At 45.9% G+C, this 19693-nt stretch carries 11 protein-coding genes; 7 read left to right on the top strand and 4 right to left on the bottom strand.

What is annotated here, in order from left to right:
- Positions 1–31 precede the first annotated feature (31 nt).
- Both AB4Z08_RS08480 and AB4Z08_RS08475 read right to left on the bottom strand, forming a co-directional pair.
- Positions 32–829 carry a CHRD domain-containing protein gene (locus AB4Z08_RS08480; protein WP_441573295.1) on the bottom strand — a complete coding sequence of 266 codons (798 nt, stop codon included), beginning with the start codon at positions 827–829 and terminating at the stop codon, positions 32–34.
- 310 nt (positions 830–1139) lie between these two features.
- Complete coding sequence (locus AB4Z08_RS08475) at positions 1140–5246, bottom strand: two-component regulator propeller domain-containing protein (RefSeq protein ID WP_441573294.1); 4107 nt, start codon at positions 5244–5246, stop codon at positions 1140–1142.
- Between the two features lie 351 nt (positions 5247–5597).
- Here AB4Z08_RS08475 and AB4Z08_RS08470 point away from each other — a divergent pair, with 351 nt between their 5' ends.
- The 7 genes from AB4Z08_RS08470 (at position 5598) to AB4Z08_RS08440 (ending at position 14677) form a co-directional block, all read left to right on the top strand.
- On the top strand, positions 5598–6881 hold the full coding sequence (locus AB4Z08_RS08470; RefSeq protein WP_441573293.1) for an MFS transporter: 1284 nt from the start codon (positions 5598–5600) through the stop codon (positions 6879–6881).
- A 22-nt stretch (positions 6882–6903) separates the two neighbouring features.
- A complete protein-coding gene (locus AB4Z08_RS08465) occupies positions 6904–8067 on the top strand; it encodes a Gfo/Idh/MocA family protein (protein WP_441573292.1) in 1164 nt (387 codons plus the stop codon).
- Between the two features lie 23 nt (positions 8068–8090).
- Positions 8091–9146 carry a sugar phosphate isomerase/epimerase family protein gene (locus AB4Z08_RS08460; RefSeq protein ID WP_441573291.1) on the top strand — a complete coding sequence of 352 codons (1056 nt, stop codon included), beginning with the start codon at positions 8091–8093 and terminating at the stop codon, positions 9144–9146.
- A 53-nt stretch (positions 9147–9199) separates the two neighbouring features.
- Positions 9200–9616: a c-type cytochrome gene (locus AB4Z08_RS08455; RefSeq protein WP_441573290.1), complete on the top strand. Its 417-nt coding sequence runs from the start codon at positions 9200–9202 to the stop codon at positions 9614–9616.
- Positions 9617–9647: 31 nt separating this feature from the next.
- Positions 9648–10370, top strand: coding sequence for a 3-keto-disaccharide hydrolase (locus AB4Z08_RS08450; RefSeq protein WP_441573289.1), 723 nt, complete (start codon positions 9648–9650; stop codon positions 10368–10370).
- Positions 10371–10516: 146 nt separating this feature from the next.
- Positions 10517–11260: a ThuA domain-containing protein gene (locus AB4Z08_RS08445; protein WP_441573288.1), complete on the top strand. Its 744-nt coding sequence runs from the start codon at positions 10517–10519 to the stop codon at positions 11258–11260.
- 9 nt (positions 11261–11269) lie between these two features.
- Positions 11270–14677: a ThuA domain-containing protein gene (locus tag AB4Z08_RS08440; RefSeq protein ID WP_441573287.1), complete on the top strand. Its 3408-nt coding sequence runs from the start codon at positions 11270–11272 to the stop codon at positions 14675–14677.
- Between the two features lie 118 nt (positions 14678–14795).
- Here the strand turns inward: AB4Z08_RS08440 and AB4Z08_RS08435 are convergent, their stop codons facing one another.
- Complete coding sequence (locus tag AB4Z08_RS08435) at positions 14796–16196, bottom strand: SusD/RagB family nutrient-binding outer membrane lipoprotein (protein WP_441573286.1); 1401 nt, start codon at positions 16194–16196, stop codon at positions 14796–14798.
- A 21-nt stretch (positions 16197–16217) separates the two neighbouring features.
- Positions 16218–19286 (bottom strand): SusC/RagA family TonB-linked outer membrane protein, encoded by a 3069-nt coding sequence (locus AB4Z08_RS08430; protein WP_441573285.1) that lies wholly within the window; start codon positions 19284–19286, stop codon positions 16218–16220.
- Positions 19287–19693 lie beyond the last annotated feature (407 nt).

The raw sequence follows: 19693 nt of genomic DNA, 5'->3' as shown, positions 1-19693 counted from the left end.
AAACATGTTTATGGAATAAGGAAGAGTTGTATCAGCGTAGTGTACCCCGGAGGAGCCCTGCCGGTGCCAGCGTACTATGAATATCCAGGTAGAGAGGGTCTTGCTGCAGCGCCCTCAGCGCCTCGCCGGTAACAGATGTATTAAGCGGCTGCGTATAGTCAGTGGCGGTAGTCGCCAGCTTTAAAAGTACCGAACCGCCGGCGTTATGCACATGCGCTTCCATCAACTGATCGTTGGCCGGCAGGTCTTTGACATCGATTGCATAAAACAGCGTATTATCGTCCGTCATACGCAGATAAATTTTTGCTGTAGCGGCGGTATTTACAGGTGGCTGCACCTGATCTCCTGTCAAAGACACATCTTTCGCCAGTAGAATTTTCCTGTCCAGCTGACCACGTACCAATCCGCCCGGGGCCGTTTTGGAAGCAATCACCAGGTAGCCTGGATTTTTCAGCAGGCTATCCGCCACTTCTTTAGGCATGGCCACATCCCCTTTCATTTTGGAACCGGTGAAATTGCCGCTCAGTTGCAACACCGCCGCGTTTCCATTTTGTAGCGGATTCCCCATCCGGATTTCTACCGTTTCCGGTGTAAGTCCTGCGAGAGAATCAAAATAAATGTCATAGTACAAACGGTAATCATCGCGCAGGTACAGCGTTGCGTAGGCGCTGGAACCATTGCCGGGAAGTGCAGGAACTACATTGGTTGCATTCAATCTAACATTCCAGAACTTTAATACAAACTCATCTGAGTGTTGTTTTTTCTTACAGCCAGACAGGCCGTAAGCTGCGAATAGCATGCAGCATAAGAATACGTGATTCAGGCGCATTTTAAATAGATTTTGATTTGACTGACCTTGCAACTGCTGTTGCAACAGCATGCAATTGTGGAGCTGACAGGCAGCAGTTTTTCATTATTCACCAATAAGAGATAAAGGAATTGTTCACTTTATGATGGCTGACTGGCTGATAAATTTGCTACGATTCGTTCTTTACCTCTTTATTTGGCAACAGGGTAAAATTAGGCTCTTCACAGAATCGGATACCCTACATATCCGTCTGAATTACCCCTATTTTGTTTCACTAAAATACCTGTCAATTGTAACAATCGACAAACAGGAACTTATTTTCTATTGATAATTAATTAGTTATGTGATTTTCTCTCACATACTCGGTAGGCGTCTTCCCAAATTCTTTTTTAAACCATTTCCGGAAATAATCGGGATCAGAGAAACCGGTCATATAGGCGACTTCATTTACATTGTACTGCTGGGTGGCCAGTAAACGGGCCGCTTTTTTTAACCGGATGATCCGGATAAATTCAACAATGGTTTGGTTGGTGAGTGCTTTTAATTTCCGGTAAAGGGTAACCCGGCTCATGTTAACCGCGCTGGCCAACTCTTCTACATTGAGACTCGGCTCAGCAATATTTTCTTCAATAAATGCAATCACTGCTTTCAGGAAAATGTCGTCTGGCCCCGTGATAGGGTCATTATCTGATGCCAGGGTAAAATTGCGGCTATAGCGCTCCCGTAGTAACTTCCTGGAGTCGAGCAGGTTTTTCACCCGGCTGGTAAGCAACGAGATGCTGAATGGCTTGGTAATGTAATCATCAGCGCCGGTTTCATATCCCTCCCGGATAAACGAAACCGTAGAGCGGGCAGACAACAATATCACCGGGATATGGCTGGTACGGCTATCATTTTTCAAGGCATGACATAATTCCACACCATTCATGCCCGGCATCATCACATCGCTGATAATAATATCCGGCAGGTGACGGGTGGCCAGCTCCAGCCCCGACACACCATCTGCTGCCAGTTGCAGCGTATATCTTTCTTTAAACACCTCCGCCAGGTATTGCTGCACTTCCTCGTTATCTTCTATGATCAGCAGCAACGGCTTGTCAGCCTCATCTCCCGGAATCTCCGATGAAAAATCAGGCAAAGAAGCAGGCACTAAAAAGTTATCAGAAGTCTTTTTTATTTCTGTGGATTTAAGATGGGTACTACCTGCAGGAATACTAATGCTGAAGCAGGTATGCCCTTCGGACGCTGCTGATGCCTGCCGGCTGTTGACGGTAATAGTGCCATAATGCCTGCTCACCAGCCCTTTTACCAGCGCCAGCCCGATGCCCGTACCACCTGCCTGCAGGTTATTGAAATCATAATGCCGGAACTGTCCGAAGATCTCTTCGAAATGAGTTGCCGGAATGCCAATACCATTATCTTCTACGGTGAGCAGCAGCATCTCGTTATCCTCCATACGTACACTGATTCTTACCAGGCCACCTGTTAAAGTGAATTTCAGGGCATTGGACAACAGGTTGAAGAGGATCTTTTCAAATTTATCTTTATCAAACCATGCCATGATGGTATCCGTAGCAGGTACTACCTCCAGGGTAATGTCCCGGCGTTTGGCAAGACTTTCAAAGGCACCTGCTATATCCCGACAGAAGTGTACCATATCCGTATGCTCCGCCTGCATAGGGACTCCACCTTCTTCCAATAAACGAAAATCCAGCAGCTGATCCATTAACCGCATCAGTCTTTCCCCATTTTGCTGTATCAGCTGTAACTGGTACTGCACGGACTTTTCAGCAGTAGTCGTTTGCAGTAGCTTTTCCACCGGTGCCATAATGAGCGTCAATGGTGTTTTTATATCATGAGAGATGTTGGTAAAAAAGTCCAGTTTACTCTGCGCCAGCTCACGATCTTTTTCCCGGAATAACTGCTGTTTCGTAATCTCATGCTTCAACTGGATGGTGCGGGAAGAATAGTAATAATACCACCATAACAGCGCAATCCCTATCGCCACGTAAAACAGATAGGCATACCATGTTTTCCAGACAGGCGGCAGTACACGTATTTCCAAACTGGTGGCAGCATCACTCCATACGCCTTCATTATTGGTAGCCTTTACACGGAAAATATAATCGCCGGGATCCAGGTTGGTGAAAGTAGCTGCCGTTTGATGTCCTACATAGTGCCATTTATTATCACTGTGTAACCCTTCCATCATGTAGGCAAATTTGTTGGAGCCGGGATTAATATAATTCAGCGCTGCAAAATGCAGCGTAAAGTAGGCCTGGTCGTGATCCAGGGTGATCTTATCCGTATAAGTAATGGATTCCTTTAAAGGAGAATGTGGGGCGCCAATATCTACCGGGATATTTTTAATCAGCATACCCGTCAGTACTACTTTGGGGCTCAGCGTATTAAGGATAATTCTGTTCGGGTTAAAACCTACGATGCCATTAATTCCCCCAAACATAATTTCGCCGGCGGCCGTTTTAAATGCAGGGTTCAGGTATTCGTTACTGCCAGGCCAGGCCGCCCCCGCATATGGCGTCACCTTTATGCTTTGTGGTGCTGTGGAATGTTTTTGGGCGATGATGCTGAGCCTCACAATATTATTCTGTCCGCTCAGCCAGAGATTTCCTTTATTATCCTCCACTATCCCGCGGATGATTTTCTCCGCAGGAGCATGTTCAGTATCCGGTGACCGCAAGCTATTGGTGCCTTTATCCACATATTGCAGGCCGTGTTCATGAGTACCCACCCAAATAATACCGCGACTGTCTTCTTTCACACAGTGTACATTACTGGTCCGGTTAAAAGCATAAGTGGCGGCATAGTTTACGGATTGAAAATGAATGCCGTTATATGGCAAATAACAAAGCCCTTCGAGTGTACCCACCCAGAGGTTGCCTTTACTATCTTCATGTAAACAATTAATTTCTCCGGCCATCAGGCTACCGGGATGATCACCTTTGTGACGTAATTCCCGCACCACAACACCTTTTTTATTCAGGAAAAAAAGACCATTATGTGTGCCTACCCACCAGCCATCGGTTCCCTTCTCCAGCGCATAAACGGCGTATACCCATGCAGGATAGTTCCTTGATAACGGTACCCGTGTAAACGTGGCGGTAGGGATATTAAACAGGTATAACCCATCTAAACTGCCTACCCACAGGTTATCTTTATCTTTAAACAACAGGGATTTGATGATATCCTTACTGGTTTGTTCCTCCGCGCCGGGAATGTGATAGTAAAGGAAAGTATTGGTGGTCCGGTTATAAAAATTCAACCCGGCTCCGGTGGCCAGCCAGAGGTTATGCGCCGCATCTTCCTGTATGCCCATGATGGTGCGGTTGTTAGTACCTACGCCATCTTTCATGAGGCTGGAAATAAAGCTGAGGTTACGGCTACCCGGATATACCTGGCTGATGCCCCCCCAATAGGTACCAATCCAGACGGTGCCTGCATTGTCTTCCATTACCGCGCAAACCGAGTTATGCGAAAGCGTAGCCGGATCGAACTTATCGTTGGTGTAATGCGCGATTACTTTTCTGTCCTGGAAAATATACAAGCCTTTGCGGGTGCCAACCCAATATTTCCCTTTGATAAATCTGATGGCTTTTACCATTTCATTGGTAATGCTGTTGGAATCGTTGCCGGCATGGTAGTTAAAGCACTGCTGCCTGGGTATATCCAGCATAACCACCCCGCTGGATTGCGTACCCACCCACAGTTCGCCCTCATGATAAGTAATGGCATGAATAGGGCTTTTACCATAATATGGGTTATTGGTCAATGCGGCAGGCAATGGTAATATGCGGCCATTGCGGGTATCATAGCGAAAGATGCGTGCACCGGCTCCGATCCACAACACACCGGTACTGTCTTCCGCAATGGAGCGGATGGTGGATAAATTCTGCCCTGCCAGGTTAACGCTGTTCAGCTTTTCCCTGGTCGGCTCATAATGATAGAAGCGACGGGAGGCGGCTACCCAGATATTACCCTGGGAATCCCTGTAAACACAGGTAACATCAGCAATCGGTTCTCCTGCATCTGCCAGCCGGAACTGCTCTTTCCGGGCATCATAAATATTCAGTCCGTTATCTGTTCCCACCAGGATATTGCCCATGCTATCTTCCGCCAGCGCCTGCACGTAGTTACTGCTGATGCTGTTGCTGGTACTATTATCATACCGGAAGATTTTTATTTCATCATCACTATAACGGCAAAGTCCATTATCTGTACCTATCCAGATAAATCCCCTGCTATCCTGTAAGATACAGTGAACAGTATTTTGCGGCAATCCCTGCTCAATTCCCAGGTGGGAAAAACGAAGCGGTGTATCCTGCGCCCAAAGCGTACAAAGTGGGAAAACACAGCATACCATCAATAAAATATGGTAAATCATTTTGTTGACCGGCCATACTTTTCCTGGACAAATCATAACGCTACTGATTTTGGTTGACCCTATAAATGGTTTAAGTTAAAGCCGGCTGCCGTATTAAAACCCGGAGAGTGAATAAAATATCAGCATATGGTAAAATATCAGCAGGGGAAATAATCAATTTAGCCTGGATTACCCAGGAATTATACCAACCGTTTATCCTGAAATTTTACCGTCCGGGCCGGGCATTAACACTTCATTTAAAATGTTAAACAGAACATTGGCAGTCGGAATAAAAATTTTCAGGAAAATTGCGTGTCATCCATACAAAAAGATGGAAATATGCAAATACTTTTTATAAATTTAAAGGTTTAATAGCCGTTTTTAACTTTTACACAAATATCCACGTTTATGGCAAATGTAATTCAGCCACAGAAATTGTTCGTAGCCAGCTGCATGGCGCTGCTGGTAACATCATTGTCCTTTGGCATCCGCGCCGGTATATTGGGCGGTCTTGGCGTTGAGTTCCACCTGGATACGCAGCAACTGAGCATTATCACCGGTACTGCATTCTGGGGCTTTCCGCTGGCAGTAGTAATAGGCGGTTTTATAGTAGATATAATAGGCATGAAACGATTGCTGCTGGCAGCTTTCATCCTGCATCTGCTGGGAATTGTACTGACGGTATTTGCGTCCGGTTTCTGGTCCCTGTTTATTTCCACCTTGTTTATCGGTATGGCCAATGGTACCGTAGAAGCGGCCTGTAACCCGCTGGTAGCCACCATTTTCCCTGACAACAAAACCACCAAATTAAATCACTTTCACCTGTGGTTCCCTGGTGGTATCGTAGTAGGTACCCTGCTGGTATTCTTATTATCTAAACTGGGCCTCAGCTGGCAGCTGCAGGTAGCCACCATGATCATCCCTACCCTTATCTATGGTTATCTCTTTTTGAAACTTGATTTCCCTGTTACTGAAAGGGTAGCATCCGGCGTTTCTTCCGCACAGATGTACAAATCAATTTTAAGTCCCCTGTTCATCGTGATGTTTATCCTGATGTTTGGCACCGCCATCACAGAGCTTTTCACCGGACAGTGGATCAACGTATTGTTAAAAAATGTAACCGAGAATGCGATCCTCATCCTGGCATTAACAGCAGGAGTGCAAACATTGGGCAGAGGTGTAGCCGGGCCAGTAGTTCATAGAATATCTCCTACCGGCGTTTTACTTTTTTCCGCGATCTTCTCCGCTTTGGGCTTATATTTACTTTCCCATGTATCTGGTAATATGATCTTTGTAGCCGCCGTTATTTTTGGTATGGGCGTTACTTATTTCTGGCCTACCATGCTGGGTTTTGTATCAGAAAATATTCCTCAGTCAGGCGCTTTAGGTATGAACCTGATGGGGGGTGCCGGTATGTTTGCCGTATCAGTATACATGTATTTCATGGGAGGTTTTTATGATCGCATCATTGTAAAACAACTCCCTGCCGGTGCTTCGCTGGATGCTTACCGTTCTGCGGCAGCAGGCAGTGCAGAAGCCACCGCCTTTAGTCAGGCCACCGCAGTAGCCGGACCTGAAATCATCAATGCCACACTGATCATACCTGTAATGCTGGTCGTAGCTTTTGCAGGACTTTTCTTTTTTATGCGCAACCGCAAAAAGGTAGAAAAAGCACAGGTTCAAATAGTATAACTTATAAAAGATAATTGTAAATATGACACGGAAACTAAGAATGGGAATGATAGGAGGCGGTAAAGATGCCTTCATTGGTGCAATTCATCGTATTGCGGCCAATATGGACGGACTGATTGAGCTGGTAGCAGGCGCCCTCAGCATCAATAACGACATTGCAGTGGAATCCGGTAAAATGCTGTTCCTCGATCCGGAACGCACTTACCTCGATTTCAAAACCATGCTGGAAAACGAAGCGAAGATGCCGGCAGATAAACGTATGGACTTTGTGACCATCGTTACACCTAACTTCGCTCACTTCGAACCGGCTATGATGGCGCTCGATCTTGGTTTCAACGTAGTTATAGAAAAACCCATCACTTTTTCTCTCGATGAGGCCAAACAATTACAGGCAAAAGTAGAAGCCACCGGCTTAACACTGTTGCTCACACATACCTACACCGGCTATCCAATGGTGAAACAAGCCAGGCAGATGGTAAAAGATGGTGCACTCGGCAAGATCCGCAAAGTATGGGTAGAATACCCGCAAGGCTGGCTCAGCAAACTGAGTGAAAGAGAAGGTAATGCACAGGCAGCCTGGAGAACAGATCCTAAAAAATCAGGCAAAAGCGGCTGTATGGGCGATATTGGCACCCATGCTGCTAACCTGGCAGAATATATCAGCGGCGCTAAAATTGAAAAATTATGCGCTGACCTGAACATCATGGTACCGGGTCGTGCACTGGATGATGACGGCGCTGTATTGCTCCGCTTCGACAATGGCGCTGCTGGCGTACTGATGGCATCACAGGTAGCTGCCGGTGAAGAAAATGCACTGAAAATCCGTGTATACGGAGAAAAGGGTGGTCTCGAATGGGCACAGCACGAACCCAATACCCTCCTTGTAAAATGGCTGGATAAACCTACTGAAATCTACCGCGCAGGTGGTGGCTATTCTTTCCAGTCCAGCTACATGACACATAATACCCGCACGCCAGGCGGCCATCCGGAAGGATACCTGGAAGCATTCGGTAACCTGTATCGCAACTTCGCACAAACTTTATCTGCTAAAATTGATGGCGTACAACCATCTCCGGAATCCCTGGATTTCCCGGGCACAGCAGAAGGTGTTCGCGGTATGGCTTTCATCGATAACGTAGTACGTTCTTCTCAGAGCGATGCTAAATGGACAAACTTCGAGATATAGTATTTCATCACTAGAACGAGCGTATGAAAACGATAAAAGGACCTGGTATTTTTCTGGCGCAATTCATGGGAGATGAAGCGCCTTTCAATAGTCTGAAATCTATCTGTGAATGGGCGGCCTCCATTGGTTTTAAAGGAGTGCAGATCCCCAGCTGGGATTCCCGTTTGATAGACCTGCAAAAAGCAGCGGAAAGCAAAACCTATGCAGATGAAATCAAAGGTATTGTAAATGCCGCAGGACTGGAAATAACAGAACTGAGTACACATTTGCAGGGACAATTGGTAGCTGTAAATCCTGCATTCTCTGAAATGTTTGACGGATTTGCGCCTGCACAATATCACAATAACATTAACGCACGTACGGAGTGGGCCGTAAACCAGCTGAAATATGCTGCTAAAGCCAGCCGTAACCTGGGCCTTAATGTCCACGCTACTTTCAGTGGTGCACTGTTATGGGCGCCAGCCATGTATCCATGGCCACAGCGTCCGGCAGGACTGGTAGAAACAGGTTTTGCTGAACTGGCAAAACGCTGGCTCCCCATCCTCAATGAATTTGATGCCAACGGCGTAGACGTTTGTTATGAAATTCATCCGGGAGAAGACCTGCATGATGGTATCACCTTTGAACGTTTCCTGGAAGCTACCGGCAATCACACCCGTGCCAACCTCCTGTATGATCCGAGCCATTTGCTGCTGCAATGCCTCGACTACCTGGAGTATATCGATATCTATCATGAAAGGATCAAAGCATTCCACGTAAAAGATGCGGAATTCAATCCTACCGGCCGCTCCGGCGTTTATGGCGGATACCAGTCCTGGATAGATCGTCCGGGCCGTTTCCGCTCTCTCGGCGATGGACAGGTAGACTTTAAATCCATCTTCAGCAAAATGGCGCAATACGATTTTGCCGGCTGGGCCGTTATGGAGTGGGAATGTTGTATCAAACATCCGGAAGATGGCGCCAAAGAAGGCGCACCATTTATTAAGGATCATATTATCCGTGTCACCGAGAAAGCATTCGATGATTTCGCAGGTGCCGGCACAGATGATGCTTTCAACAAAAGAATACTAGGTATTTAATTAATTATCCACCGATCGTTATAGTAAACAATAACCAAATAAAAAATCAACAAATGAGAAAGAGATATCTGGCGCCGCTCGTACTAAGTGTTTTATTCTTTGCAGCATGCGGAGGAGGTGAAAAAAAACAAGAAAATGCTGATAGTGCAAGCACTCATGAAAGCGCGCCAGCAGCAGATAATTCCATGGTGTCGCCAAGTGCTAGCAAACCTGTGAGCAAAGGCGAAACCCTGATGGCACAAAGCGATTGCAAAACCTGCCATAAAGAAGAAATGAAAGTGGTAGGCCCCGCACTGAAAGACATTGCAGGTAAATATCCAAACACACCGGAAAACATAGATAAACTGGCCGACAAAGTAATCAAAGGCGGTTCTGGTAACTGGGGTGAAGTAGCGATGTTACCACATCCACAGATTTCAAAAGAAGATGCTAAAGAGATGGTAACATATATCCTGTCTATTGGCAAATAATTGTTGTTTAACATAAACTCAATCATCTGTAATGAAAAAAATAATCCTGGGGGCATTCATGGCAAGCGCTATACTCGGCGCTTCCGCAGTGAAAGCCCAGCAATTAAATACCCTGTCAGCTAAGGAAAAGAAACAAGGATGGGTATTGCTGTTCGATGGTACTTCTACCAAAGGCTGGCATACGTATCTGAAGTCTACCGCCAGCCCTGCATGGGGCGTGGCAGATGGTGCAATTGCACTGGATCAGGCAGCAAAAAAGAATGGCGCACCCGGTGGAGACCTCGTTACAGACGCAGAATATGAAAACTATGAACTGAGCTACGAATGGAAAATTTCTCCAGGTGGCAACAGCGGTCTTATTTTCAGCGTTCACGAAGATCCTTCCTTAAGCCAGACCTACCTGTCAGGTCCTGAAATGCAGGTAATCGATGATGCTGGCCATCCGGATGGCAAAAACCCAAAACACAATGCGGGTGAATTGTACGACCTGATCAAAGCAACTAACAGACCCGTTAAACCTGTTGGACAATGGAATTCCGCCAAAATATCCAAGAAAGATGGTCACCTGACTCTCTGGCTCAATGGCGTGAAAACTGCAGAAACTACTATGGGTACCCCTGAATGGGATGCACTGGTAGCCAAGAGCAAATTCCATGACTGGAAAGATTTCGGCAAATATGCCAAAGGTCATATTGCCCTGCAGGATCATGGTGATGATGTATGGTATCGCAATATCAAAATAAGAGTTCTCTAATTAAGAATTACGAATTTCAAATTACGAATTACGGATTTACAGGTAGATCTAAGCGGAAGATGGCTTTCGCGTTTATAATCTACCTGTAAATCCGTAATTCGTAATTTGAAATTCGTAATTCTCACTAAAATCCCACGAAAAATAAGATGAAAGCATTAACCGCGTTTATTACACTCTTGCTCCTCGCCGGCACCATTTCTGTGCAGGCAAAGAATAAACACAAGGCCAAAAGGGTATTGGTTTTTTCTAAAACAAAAGGCTTCCGCCACGATTGCATTCCTGCTGCCAAAACAGCTATCATGCAACTGGGAAAAGACAATGGCTTTGAAGTAGATACTACTGAAGATGCCAGCGCATTTACCCCTAACAACCTGAAAAAATATGCGGCCGTTATTTTCAGCTGCACCACCGGCGATGTACTCGACAGCGCACAACAGGTAGCTTTTGAAAACTACATCCACAAAGGCGGCGCCTGGATGGGTATCCATGCAGCAACAGATACGGAATACGATTGGCCATGGTATAACAAACTCGCCGGTGCCTGGTTTCTGAGTCACCCGAATCAGCAAACAGCCACCCTGAAAGTAGTGGATCATAATCATCCTGCTACCAAAGACCTGCCAGATGAATGGATCCGTAAAGATGAGTGGTACAATTTCAAAAACCTCAACCCCGATGTACATGTGCTGATCAAAATTGATGAAAGCAGCTACACCGGCGGCAAAAACGGCGATAACCACCCAATGTGCTGGTATCACGATTTTGAAGGAGGACGTGCCTTCTACACTGAAATGGGACATATCAAAGAATCATACCAGGATCCCGTATATCTGAAACATTTGCTGGGTGGCATCGAATATGCTATCGGCAACTGGAAACCCAAAAACTAATCCGCTATAATGAAACATACCATCAAGCTTATTTTGCTGCTGGCCCTTGTGGGCATGGCGGCCTGTAAAAAATCCCGTCCGGGTAAACCAAGAGTACTCGTGTTTACCAAAACAGCCGGCTTTCACCACGCCTCCATCCCAGCAGGCATTGCTGCCGTGCAGAAACTCGGTACCGAAAACGGCTTTGACGTAGATACCACCACCGATGCCACCAAATTCAATGAAGATACCCTCCAGAACTACTCTGCGGTGATCTTCCTCAGCACCACCGGTGATGTACTCAACAACTACCAGGAAGCAGATTTCGAAAGATATATTCAGGCAGGCGGCGGTTACGTAGGTATACACGCCGCGGCTGATACAGAATACGAATGGGGCTGGTATAACCACCTCGCCGGCGCATGGTTCCAGAGCCATCCTCCGGGCGTTCACAAAGCTATAGTTGACGTAATTGTAAAATCATTTCCAGCCACGGAAGGTCTCCCCGAAAAATGGGAACATACCGATGAGTGGTATAACTACAAAAATGTGGACACCACCACCACTGTCCTGTTAAAATTAGATGAGAAATCTTACCAGGGTGGTACCATGGGCGGCAATCACCCAATCAGCTGGTATCATGACTACGATGGTGGCCGTGCATTCTATACAGGACTCGGACACACCGAAGAATCTTATACAGACAGCTTATTCCTGAAACACCTCTCCGGCGGTATCAAATATGCAATCGGTAAAAACCAGGTACTGGATTACAGCCTGGCTAAAACCCTGCGTGTACCGGAAGAAGATCGTTTCACTAAAAATGTACTGGTATCCGGTGAGTTCTTCGAACCAACGGAAATGGCTATACTCCCTAACCTGGATATCCTGGTGGCACAACGCCGCGGAGAACTGATGCTTTACAATACAGCAGAAAAGAAACTCTCACAGGCAGGCTTCCTGAATGTATATCACCATACCAATGTACCAAATGTAAATGCTGAAGAAGGTTTCCTCGGCCTCGCCGCTGACCCCGACTTCAAAAATAACCACTTCATCTACGCGATGTATTCCCCCGCGGATACTTCCGTAAACCGTTTGTCACGTTTCAAATTTGAAAACAACAAACTGGATATGTCTTCCGAAAAAGTAGTCCTGCAGTTCTACTCCCAACGTGATATCTGCTGCCATACCGGTGGCTCTATTGCATTCGGACCAGGTGGACTGTTATATTTATCTACCGGCGACAACACTACTCCGTTTGATGAGCCCGGACAGAAATATGTAAGTAAAGGTTACGGTCCTACAGATGACCGTCCCGGTCACCTGCAGTACGATGACCGCCGCGGTTCTGCCAACACCAACGATCTGCGCGGAAAAATCCTGCGCATCAAAGTACAGGCAGACGGATCTTATACCATTCCTGATGGTAACCTGTTTCCAAAAGGTACCAAAGGCACCCGTCCTGAAATTTTTGCCATGGGTACACGTAACCCCTATCGTATGTCTGTAGATCAGAAAACAGGCTATGTATACTGGGGAGAAGTAGGACCCGATGCAAATAACGATGACTCTACCCGCGGACCAAGAGGATATGATGAAATAAACCAGGCGAAAAAACCCGGTAACTTCGGTTATCCGATGTTCATTGCCAACAACAAACCATACCGCAAATACAATTACGAAACAGGCGAAAGCGGTCCTTACTTCGATCCGCTGAAACCTATCAATGATTCCCGTAACAATACCGGCCTGAAAGAGCTGCCTCCGGCAACTTCTGCATTCATCTGGTACCCCTACGCAAAATCAGAAGAATTCCCGATTGTAGGTAGTGGCGGCCGTAACGCAGAAGCAGGTCCGGTTTATTACAGCGAATTCTATCCAAAAGAAACCCGCTTCCCCGATTACTATAACGACAAACTGTTTATCTACGACTGGATCCGCGGTTGGGTGATGGCAGTAACCATGGATAAGAACGGCGACTTCTCCAAAATGGAAAGATTCATGCCTAATACCAAACTGAATGCACCGATTGATATGGAAATGGGTCCGGACGGTCGTTTGTACATCCTGGAATATGGTAATGGATGGTTCAGCAAAAACGTAGATGCAGGCCTCTCCCGGATCGATTTTAACGGTGGTAACCGTGCGCCGAAGGCTAACATCCACGCAGACCGTTTAACCGGCGGATTGCCCTTTAAAGTGAAAGTAAGCGCAGAAGGTTCTGTTGACCCTGATGGCGACAAAATCACCTACCTCTGGAATTTTGGTAATGGTACCAAAAAAGAAACCACAGAGCCTACCATTGAATTTACCTACACCACACCAGGTGAATACCAGGTATTTGTAGAAGTAGCGGATGGCAAAGGCGCTAAAACGAAAAGTAAATCCATAGATGTTTACGCAGGTAATGAAACACCTGATGTGAAAATTGCCATCACCGGCAACCAGATGTTCTACTTCCCGGGCAAACCCGTACAGTACACCGTAAACATCAATGATAAAGAAGATGGTAATTCAGCTGACGGTAAACTCGATGCCAACAATATTTTCGTAAAGGCAGATTATATCCAAGGACGTGATAAAGCAGCAGCACCACAGGGGCACCAGGTGATTACCGGCGCTATTGCAGGTAAAAACATTATGGAAGTATCTGACTGTAAAACCTGTCACAAACCGGATGAAAAATCAATCGGACCTTCTTTCAAGCAGGTAACAGAAAAGTATAAAAACGATCCTGCCGCCCCTGAAATGTTGGCTAAAAAGATCATCAGCGGTGGAGGTGGCGTATGGGGCGAAACAGCCATGGCTGCTCACCCAGGTCTCTCTGTGGGAGAAGCCAAACAACTGGTAGAATATATTTATTCTATTGGCGGCAACGCTCCTAAAATAGCCTCCCTGCCCGTTTCCGGCACCATTAATCCTACTATGGGTGGTGAAGCAAAAGATAACGGGGTATTGTATATGCTCGCCAGCTATACCGATAAAGGTGGTCCCGGCATTAAGCCTATCACCGGTACAGCACAGGCCGAGCTGGTCAGCCCCGTACTCGCAGCGGCAGACTACAACAAGGCAGACGGCGTATCTACCTTCGCTGTAGACGGTATGAAGTTCCTCATTCCTTCCAACGCAGAAGGCTGGGTAGTATATAGCAAACTGGATCTTACAGATGTGAAAGGGATAGAACTGGCCTACATGGTTCAGGAAACACCACAACAGGGTTATGTAGTGGAAGCCTTCCTGGACGATGCCAACGGTGCCCGCTTAGGCGAAGTGACCATTGGACCAGGCGCCTTGCCTAAAACCGCCAACAAGGCGAACTTCAACTTCACCCCGGTAGCAGATGGTAAGAAACATAGTCTTTATTTCCGCTTCAAAGCAACGGATGCTACACAAAAAGTACAGTTAGGTATTTTGACCTTTACGCTACATATATAGCAGAGAGCAAAAAGCAGAAAGCAAAAAGCTATTAAAGCGAATGACCCAAGCGAAAGAATAATATTCGCTTGGGTCATTCGCTTTAATAGCTTTTTGCTTTCTGCTTTTTGCTCTCTGCTTAATTCGCGTCCCACCACACACGGTCGCTCACCGTCACTTTCTGATCGGGTTGCGGGTTAGTGAGCATCTCATTGGCCGGGTAAGGCCACCTGCGCGGAATACTTTTAACTATTTCATCCTGGTAAGGCTTCAGTTGTGGATAACCGGTGCGTCTCCAGTCGTTGTATGTTTCGGGAGACAGGAAACCTGCCACATACTTCTCGGTGATGATCTGCGCCAGCGCATTCGTAGCCGTTAATACCGGCCTGGAAGCAATGTAGCTTTGCTGCGCTGCAACAGGAATACCCAGCATCGTCATATGTGCAGCAATAGCAGCGGTGTATACCGGCGCGGCTGCCGCAGCGCCCTGCTTAATAAAGGTAGCTTCTGCTTTTATAAATAACACTTCGCTGTAAGTAGATAAATAAAGATTGGCATCCTTACCGGCATAAAATTTATTCACCAGGGAAAAAGAATCCGGATCAGCAGCAGGCGTATCACCAACTCTTCTGCCTGCATAATTTCCTTTATTCCCTTTGGTAGCAAAGATGGCTAACCGTGGATCTTTTCTCGACACCAGCGAGTCTATAAAAGATTGTGCCATCACCACACCACCAGATGCATCGCCGGTATTCATGTACCAGGGGTTTTCTGCCTGACCGGTGCCCGGATAGGATACCAATGCATTATCCTGGTTACTGCCAAATCCCTGTTGCAAAGCAAGCAAGGCATTATCTGCCTGTTGCGCAGCCGTATGACCGGGCGCTTTGCTCAAACGCAGGTAATACCGCGCCTTGAGGGTATAAACAAATTTTTTCCACAAGCCCATATCGCCTTTGTAAATGTAATCATCATCACCGGGCTGTATTTTGGATGCAGGTTGCGCCATGTAATACAACGAGCTATCCAGCATTTGCTGAATGATAGTATAAATCGCCTCCTGTTTGTCGTAACCTGGTTGCATGACCGTTGGTATTTTGAACGCCTGTGAATAAGGAATATTTCCCCACAGATCAGCCGCTATAGCCAGATTATAGGCAAACAATGCTTTACCAATCGCCGCATACTCGTGGTGCTTTTGTTGCTCTGCCTCATCAATCATCATATTCAGGTTCTGGAAAACATTGGGGTACAAATAAGAGCTCCAGGTGTTATTCGCATCTACCGGGGTAATGGTATACGACTCTATGCTGGGAGATGCCTGGTTAAGTGATAACTGCTGCATCCAGTAAGCGGTAACAGTTCCGTATAACCCACCCACAACAGTAGTAGAAGTAGTAACCTCCACTGGTCCCAGTACCTGCGCTTCTTTTACTTTTAACGGATTATTAGGATCGGTATTTATATCCAGGAACTTTTTACAGCCGGCACCCAATAAGGTGCAACCGGCCACCAGGAAGATGATTAGTTTATTTTTCATGTCGTACTCTTTTGATGTTGTTTAAAACGTAACCTTTACTCCGGCAATAATACTCCTGTTGGAAGGCACGGGAAAGTTGGAAAAACCTTGCCCGTTACCACTTCCATTCAGGCTTACTTCAGGGTCAGAGCCGGTGTAGTTTTTATGCAGGATGAAATTGGTACCGGTGAGCGTGATAACGGCCGATTTAAAAAATGAATTTTTCAATACACTGGCGCCTAAATTATATCCAAGTGATACCTGGCGCAACTTCAGATAAGATCCATCTTCCACACTGTTTTCATCAGCGGCAGAATAGTAGGATTTGTAATAGTTTTCATCTAATACAATTGCTTTGGTATTAGGTGCATTTGTTTTTTCATTTACACCCTGTAGTACCACCGAAGTACCTCTGTTTTCTGTTGCCTTGGCAGTTCCATAGTAAAAGAGTGATCCGTTATCCAGGTTGATCACATCACCACCATGTTTATGATCCAGTACAAAAGAGAACGTAAATCCTTTATACGTCAGATTACTGTTGATGCCGCCAGTCCATTTGGGTGTGGAGTTACCAATAGGGCCAAAGTCCGTACTTACAATAGGATAACCATTGTCTGTCAGCACCAGCTGATGTTGTTCATTACGTACATAGTGATCTCCATAAATAACACCATAAGGCTGATTGGCGTAAGCGAAAATACCCGGAGCTGTAAAACCTGCCAGCTGTATATAAGGAACACCATTCGCCAGGCTCAGCACCTTGTTATCGATTTTCGTATAGTTGACACCGATAGTCCAGGTCACATTTTTTGTTTTCACAGGAGTAAAACCCAGGGTGACTTCAACGCCCTTATTGAGCATATCGCCGGCATTCAAAGAAGCAGCATTAAACCCGGTAGCCGCGGAAATAGGAGAACCAGGCGTTAACAAATCACTGCTGCGTTTATTGAACCAGGAAATTTCCAGTGAGCCTCTGTTCTTCAGGAATCTTGTTTCCAGTCCTATTTCAAATTCTTTCAGGGTTTCATTCTTTAGTGGGAACCCATAAGTAGTAGTCAGCTGATATCCATTTGCACCACGGAATGGAAAGGTAATATTACCTATGTTGGCCTGGTACCAGGGATTGCTGAGAGAATAGGGCGCTACGTTGTCATTACCCACTACAGAGTAAGACACCCGCACTTTACCGAAATTCAGGATCGGATTATCCTGCATATGCAATGCTTCTGTAAAAATAAAGCCTGCACTGGCAGAGCCATAAGGATAAAACTGGTTATCCTTCGATAATACGGAACTACCATCATAACGGCCAGTGAGGGCTATCGTCAGCATACGTTTATATTCCAGGTTGGCTTGTCCGTAAAAGCCTACTTTCCGGCTTCTGTAATAACTATAATTAGAAGATACCTTGGAGAAGTTACCGATGTTATACAGCTTATCTACCGATATCCCTACTCCTTGTACAAAAGAATAATCATTATAATTACTGAGGATATTATTTCCTACGAGTACACTTGTAAACCAGTCTTTACCAAACTCTTTCCTGGCTTCCACCATCACATCATTATTGAATTGCTGGTACTTGATATTCCGCTGGTATAACTGACCTATCACGGGTGTAGGACCGGTATTGCCCCAGCCTATAGCACCAGGTGCTTCGTGATAATCAGTGGAGTTTACATACATATCCGCGCCGGCCCGTTCCGTGATCGTCAGCCAGGGCAGCGGATTGTAGCTCAATGTCACCACCGGGATAATGCGGTTGTTTTTATCCTGCAAACCAGTGTTATCCAGTATCCAGTAAGGATTATTACGCGCTGCACGGAACAGGCGCTGCGAACCATCTTCATTCACAGAAGGATGTGGGTCCCAGGAAATAGGTCCGCCGTATACTGTCCATAGTGGATTGACGAAGTTATTGCCTTCCAGGTAGCGATGATTATTTGACTGAACATAATTGAACTGAGCGCTGAGCTGCAGGTTGTTCAGTAACTTCACACCATAGCGGGTGAAAAAGGAATGCCTGGAATAATCCGTGTTGGGAATAGTACCGGTTGTTTTCAGATAAGAGTAAGAAACGAGGTAATTAGATTTATCTGAATAGCCACTAACATTCACATTATTATCCGAGGTATGTCCTGTTTTAAAAAACTCTTTGGCAGGATTATGTTTCGGCACCGGCACACCGTTTACTTTCAGGGTATCCATCAGTGGACCCCAGGAAGAAGAACTGATACCGCCGTTATTACCATCTACATACACACCACCCGTACCTTGTGCAAATTTGTCCTGCAATTCAGGCAGTATAGGGGTTTGAAAAGAGTAGCTGCTGCTCACGGATACACTTGGTGCGCCTTTGCTTCCCGCACCTGTACCATTTTTGGTGGTAATGATTACTGCACCCCTTGCGGCGGCAGAACCATAAAGTGCTGTAGCAGCGGCACCTTTCAGCACCGTAATACTTTCAATAATGTTGGGATCTATATCACTCGCCCTGTTGGCGGTACCACCTGAATACTCCGGCCTGTTGGGATTGCCGGCTTCATTGTTATCCATTGGAATACCATCTACTACAAACAATGCCTGGTTATTACCTACCAGGGAAGTATTACCGCGGATCACAATCCTGGCAGAACTACCCGGAATACCACTGGAATTAGTGATTTGTACGCCGGCTACCTTTCCTGCAATCGCGTTGACAAGGTTATCCTGCTTGGCTTCTATCAGGGTAGCGCCTTTTACTTCCTGCACACTATATGTGAGCATTCTCTTATCGCGCTTAATACCCAGTGCCGTTACTACTACTTCATTAATTTCTTTGGAATTTTCTGTCATGGATATCATCAGCGGAACAGTGGTGCTGGCCTTTATGGTCGCTGTAGTGAATCCTATAGCAGTAATCAACAGGAGGTCGCCATCTTTTGCCTCTATTTTAAAGCTCCCATCTGCCGCTGCTGCTACACCAGTATTGCGGCCTTGTACATGAATAGACGCACCAGGTATGGCCGCCCCTTCTTTAGTCAACACCTTCCCGGAAACAGCCGGTGATTGGGCGTAGGCAAAAGCTACCGCTAACAGCAGCCATGCTGCCATTGCAATTGTTTTTTTCATAAGAGATAAATTGTTGAGATTAAACAGCCGGCATCACGCTTGCAAACGCAAGCCAGCCAGCGTTGTAAGCAACGCGGAAAAATGATTAATGAATAATAGTAAAGATTTTGTGTCCGGTATTAAGATTTTGTGTCTGGTGATTTTTATTTGCCTAAAGGCAGTTCATAACATGTGCTATTGGCCGATTCGTTCTGCATACCAATATGCATCCTCCTTCAACTGAAATAAGACGTATAAATTACATTTGATATAAAAGTAAAATTAGGTCACATTCACCGATGTAGTCACACCAGAATTAACCAATTTTGTGCAGATATTAACTTCGGGTAAAAAAGTAACCAGGAAGATAATTTCGTTAATACAGGTATCCTCAGAAGCTTTATCCCATCTATCCAAACAAGTATTAA

Source organism: Chitinophaga sp. RAB17, assembly GCF_052114225.1.
Lineage (GTDB): Bacteria > Bacteroidota > Bacteroidia > Chitinophagales > Chitinophagaceae > Chitinophaga.
This window is presented reverse-complemented; position numbering and strand designations above follow the sequence as displayed.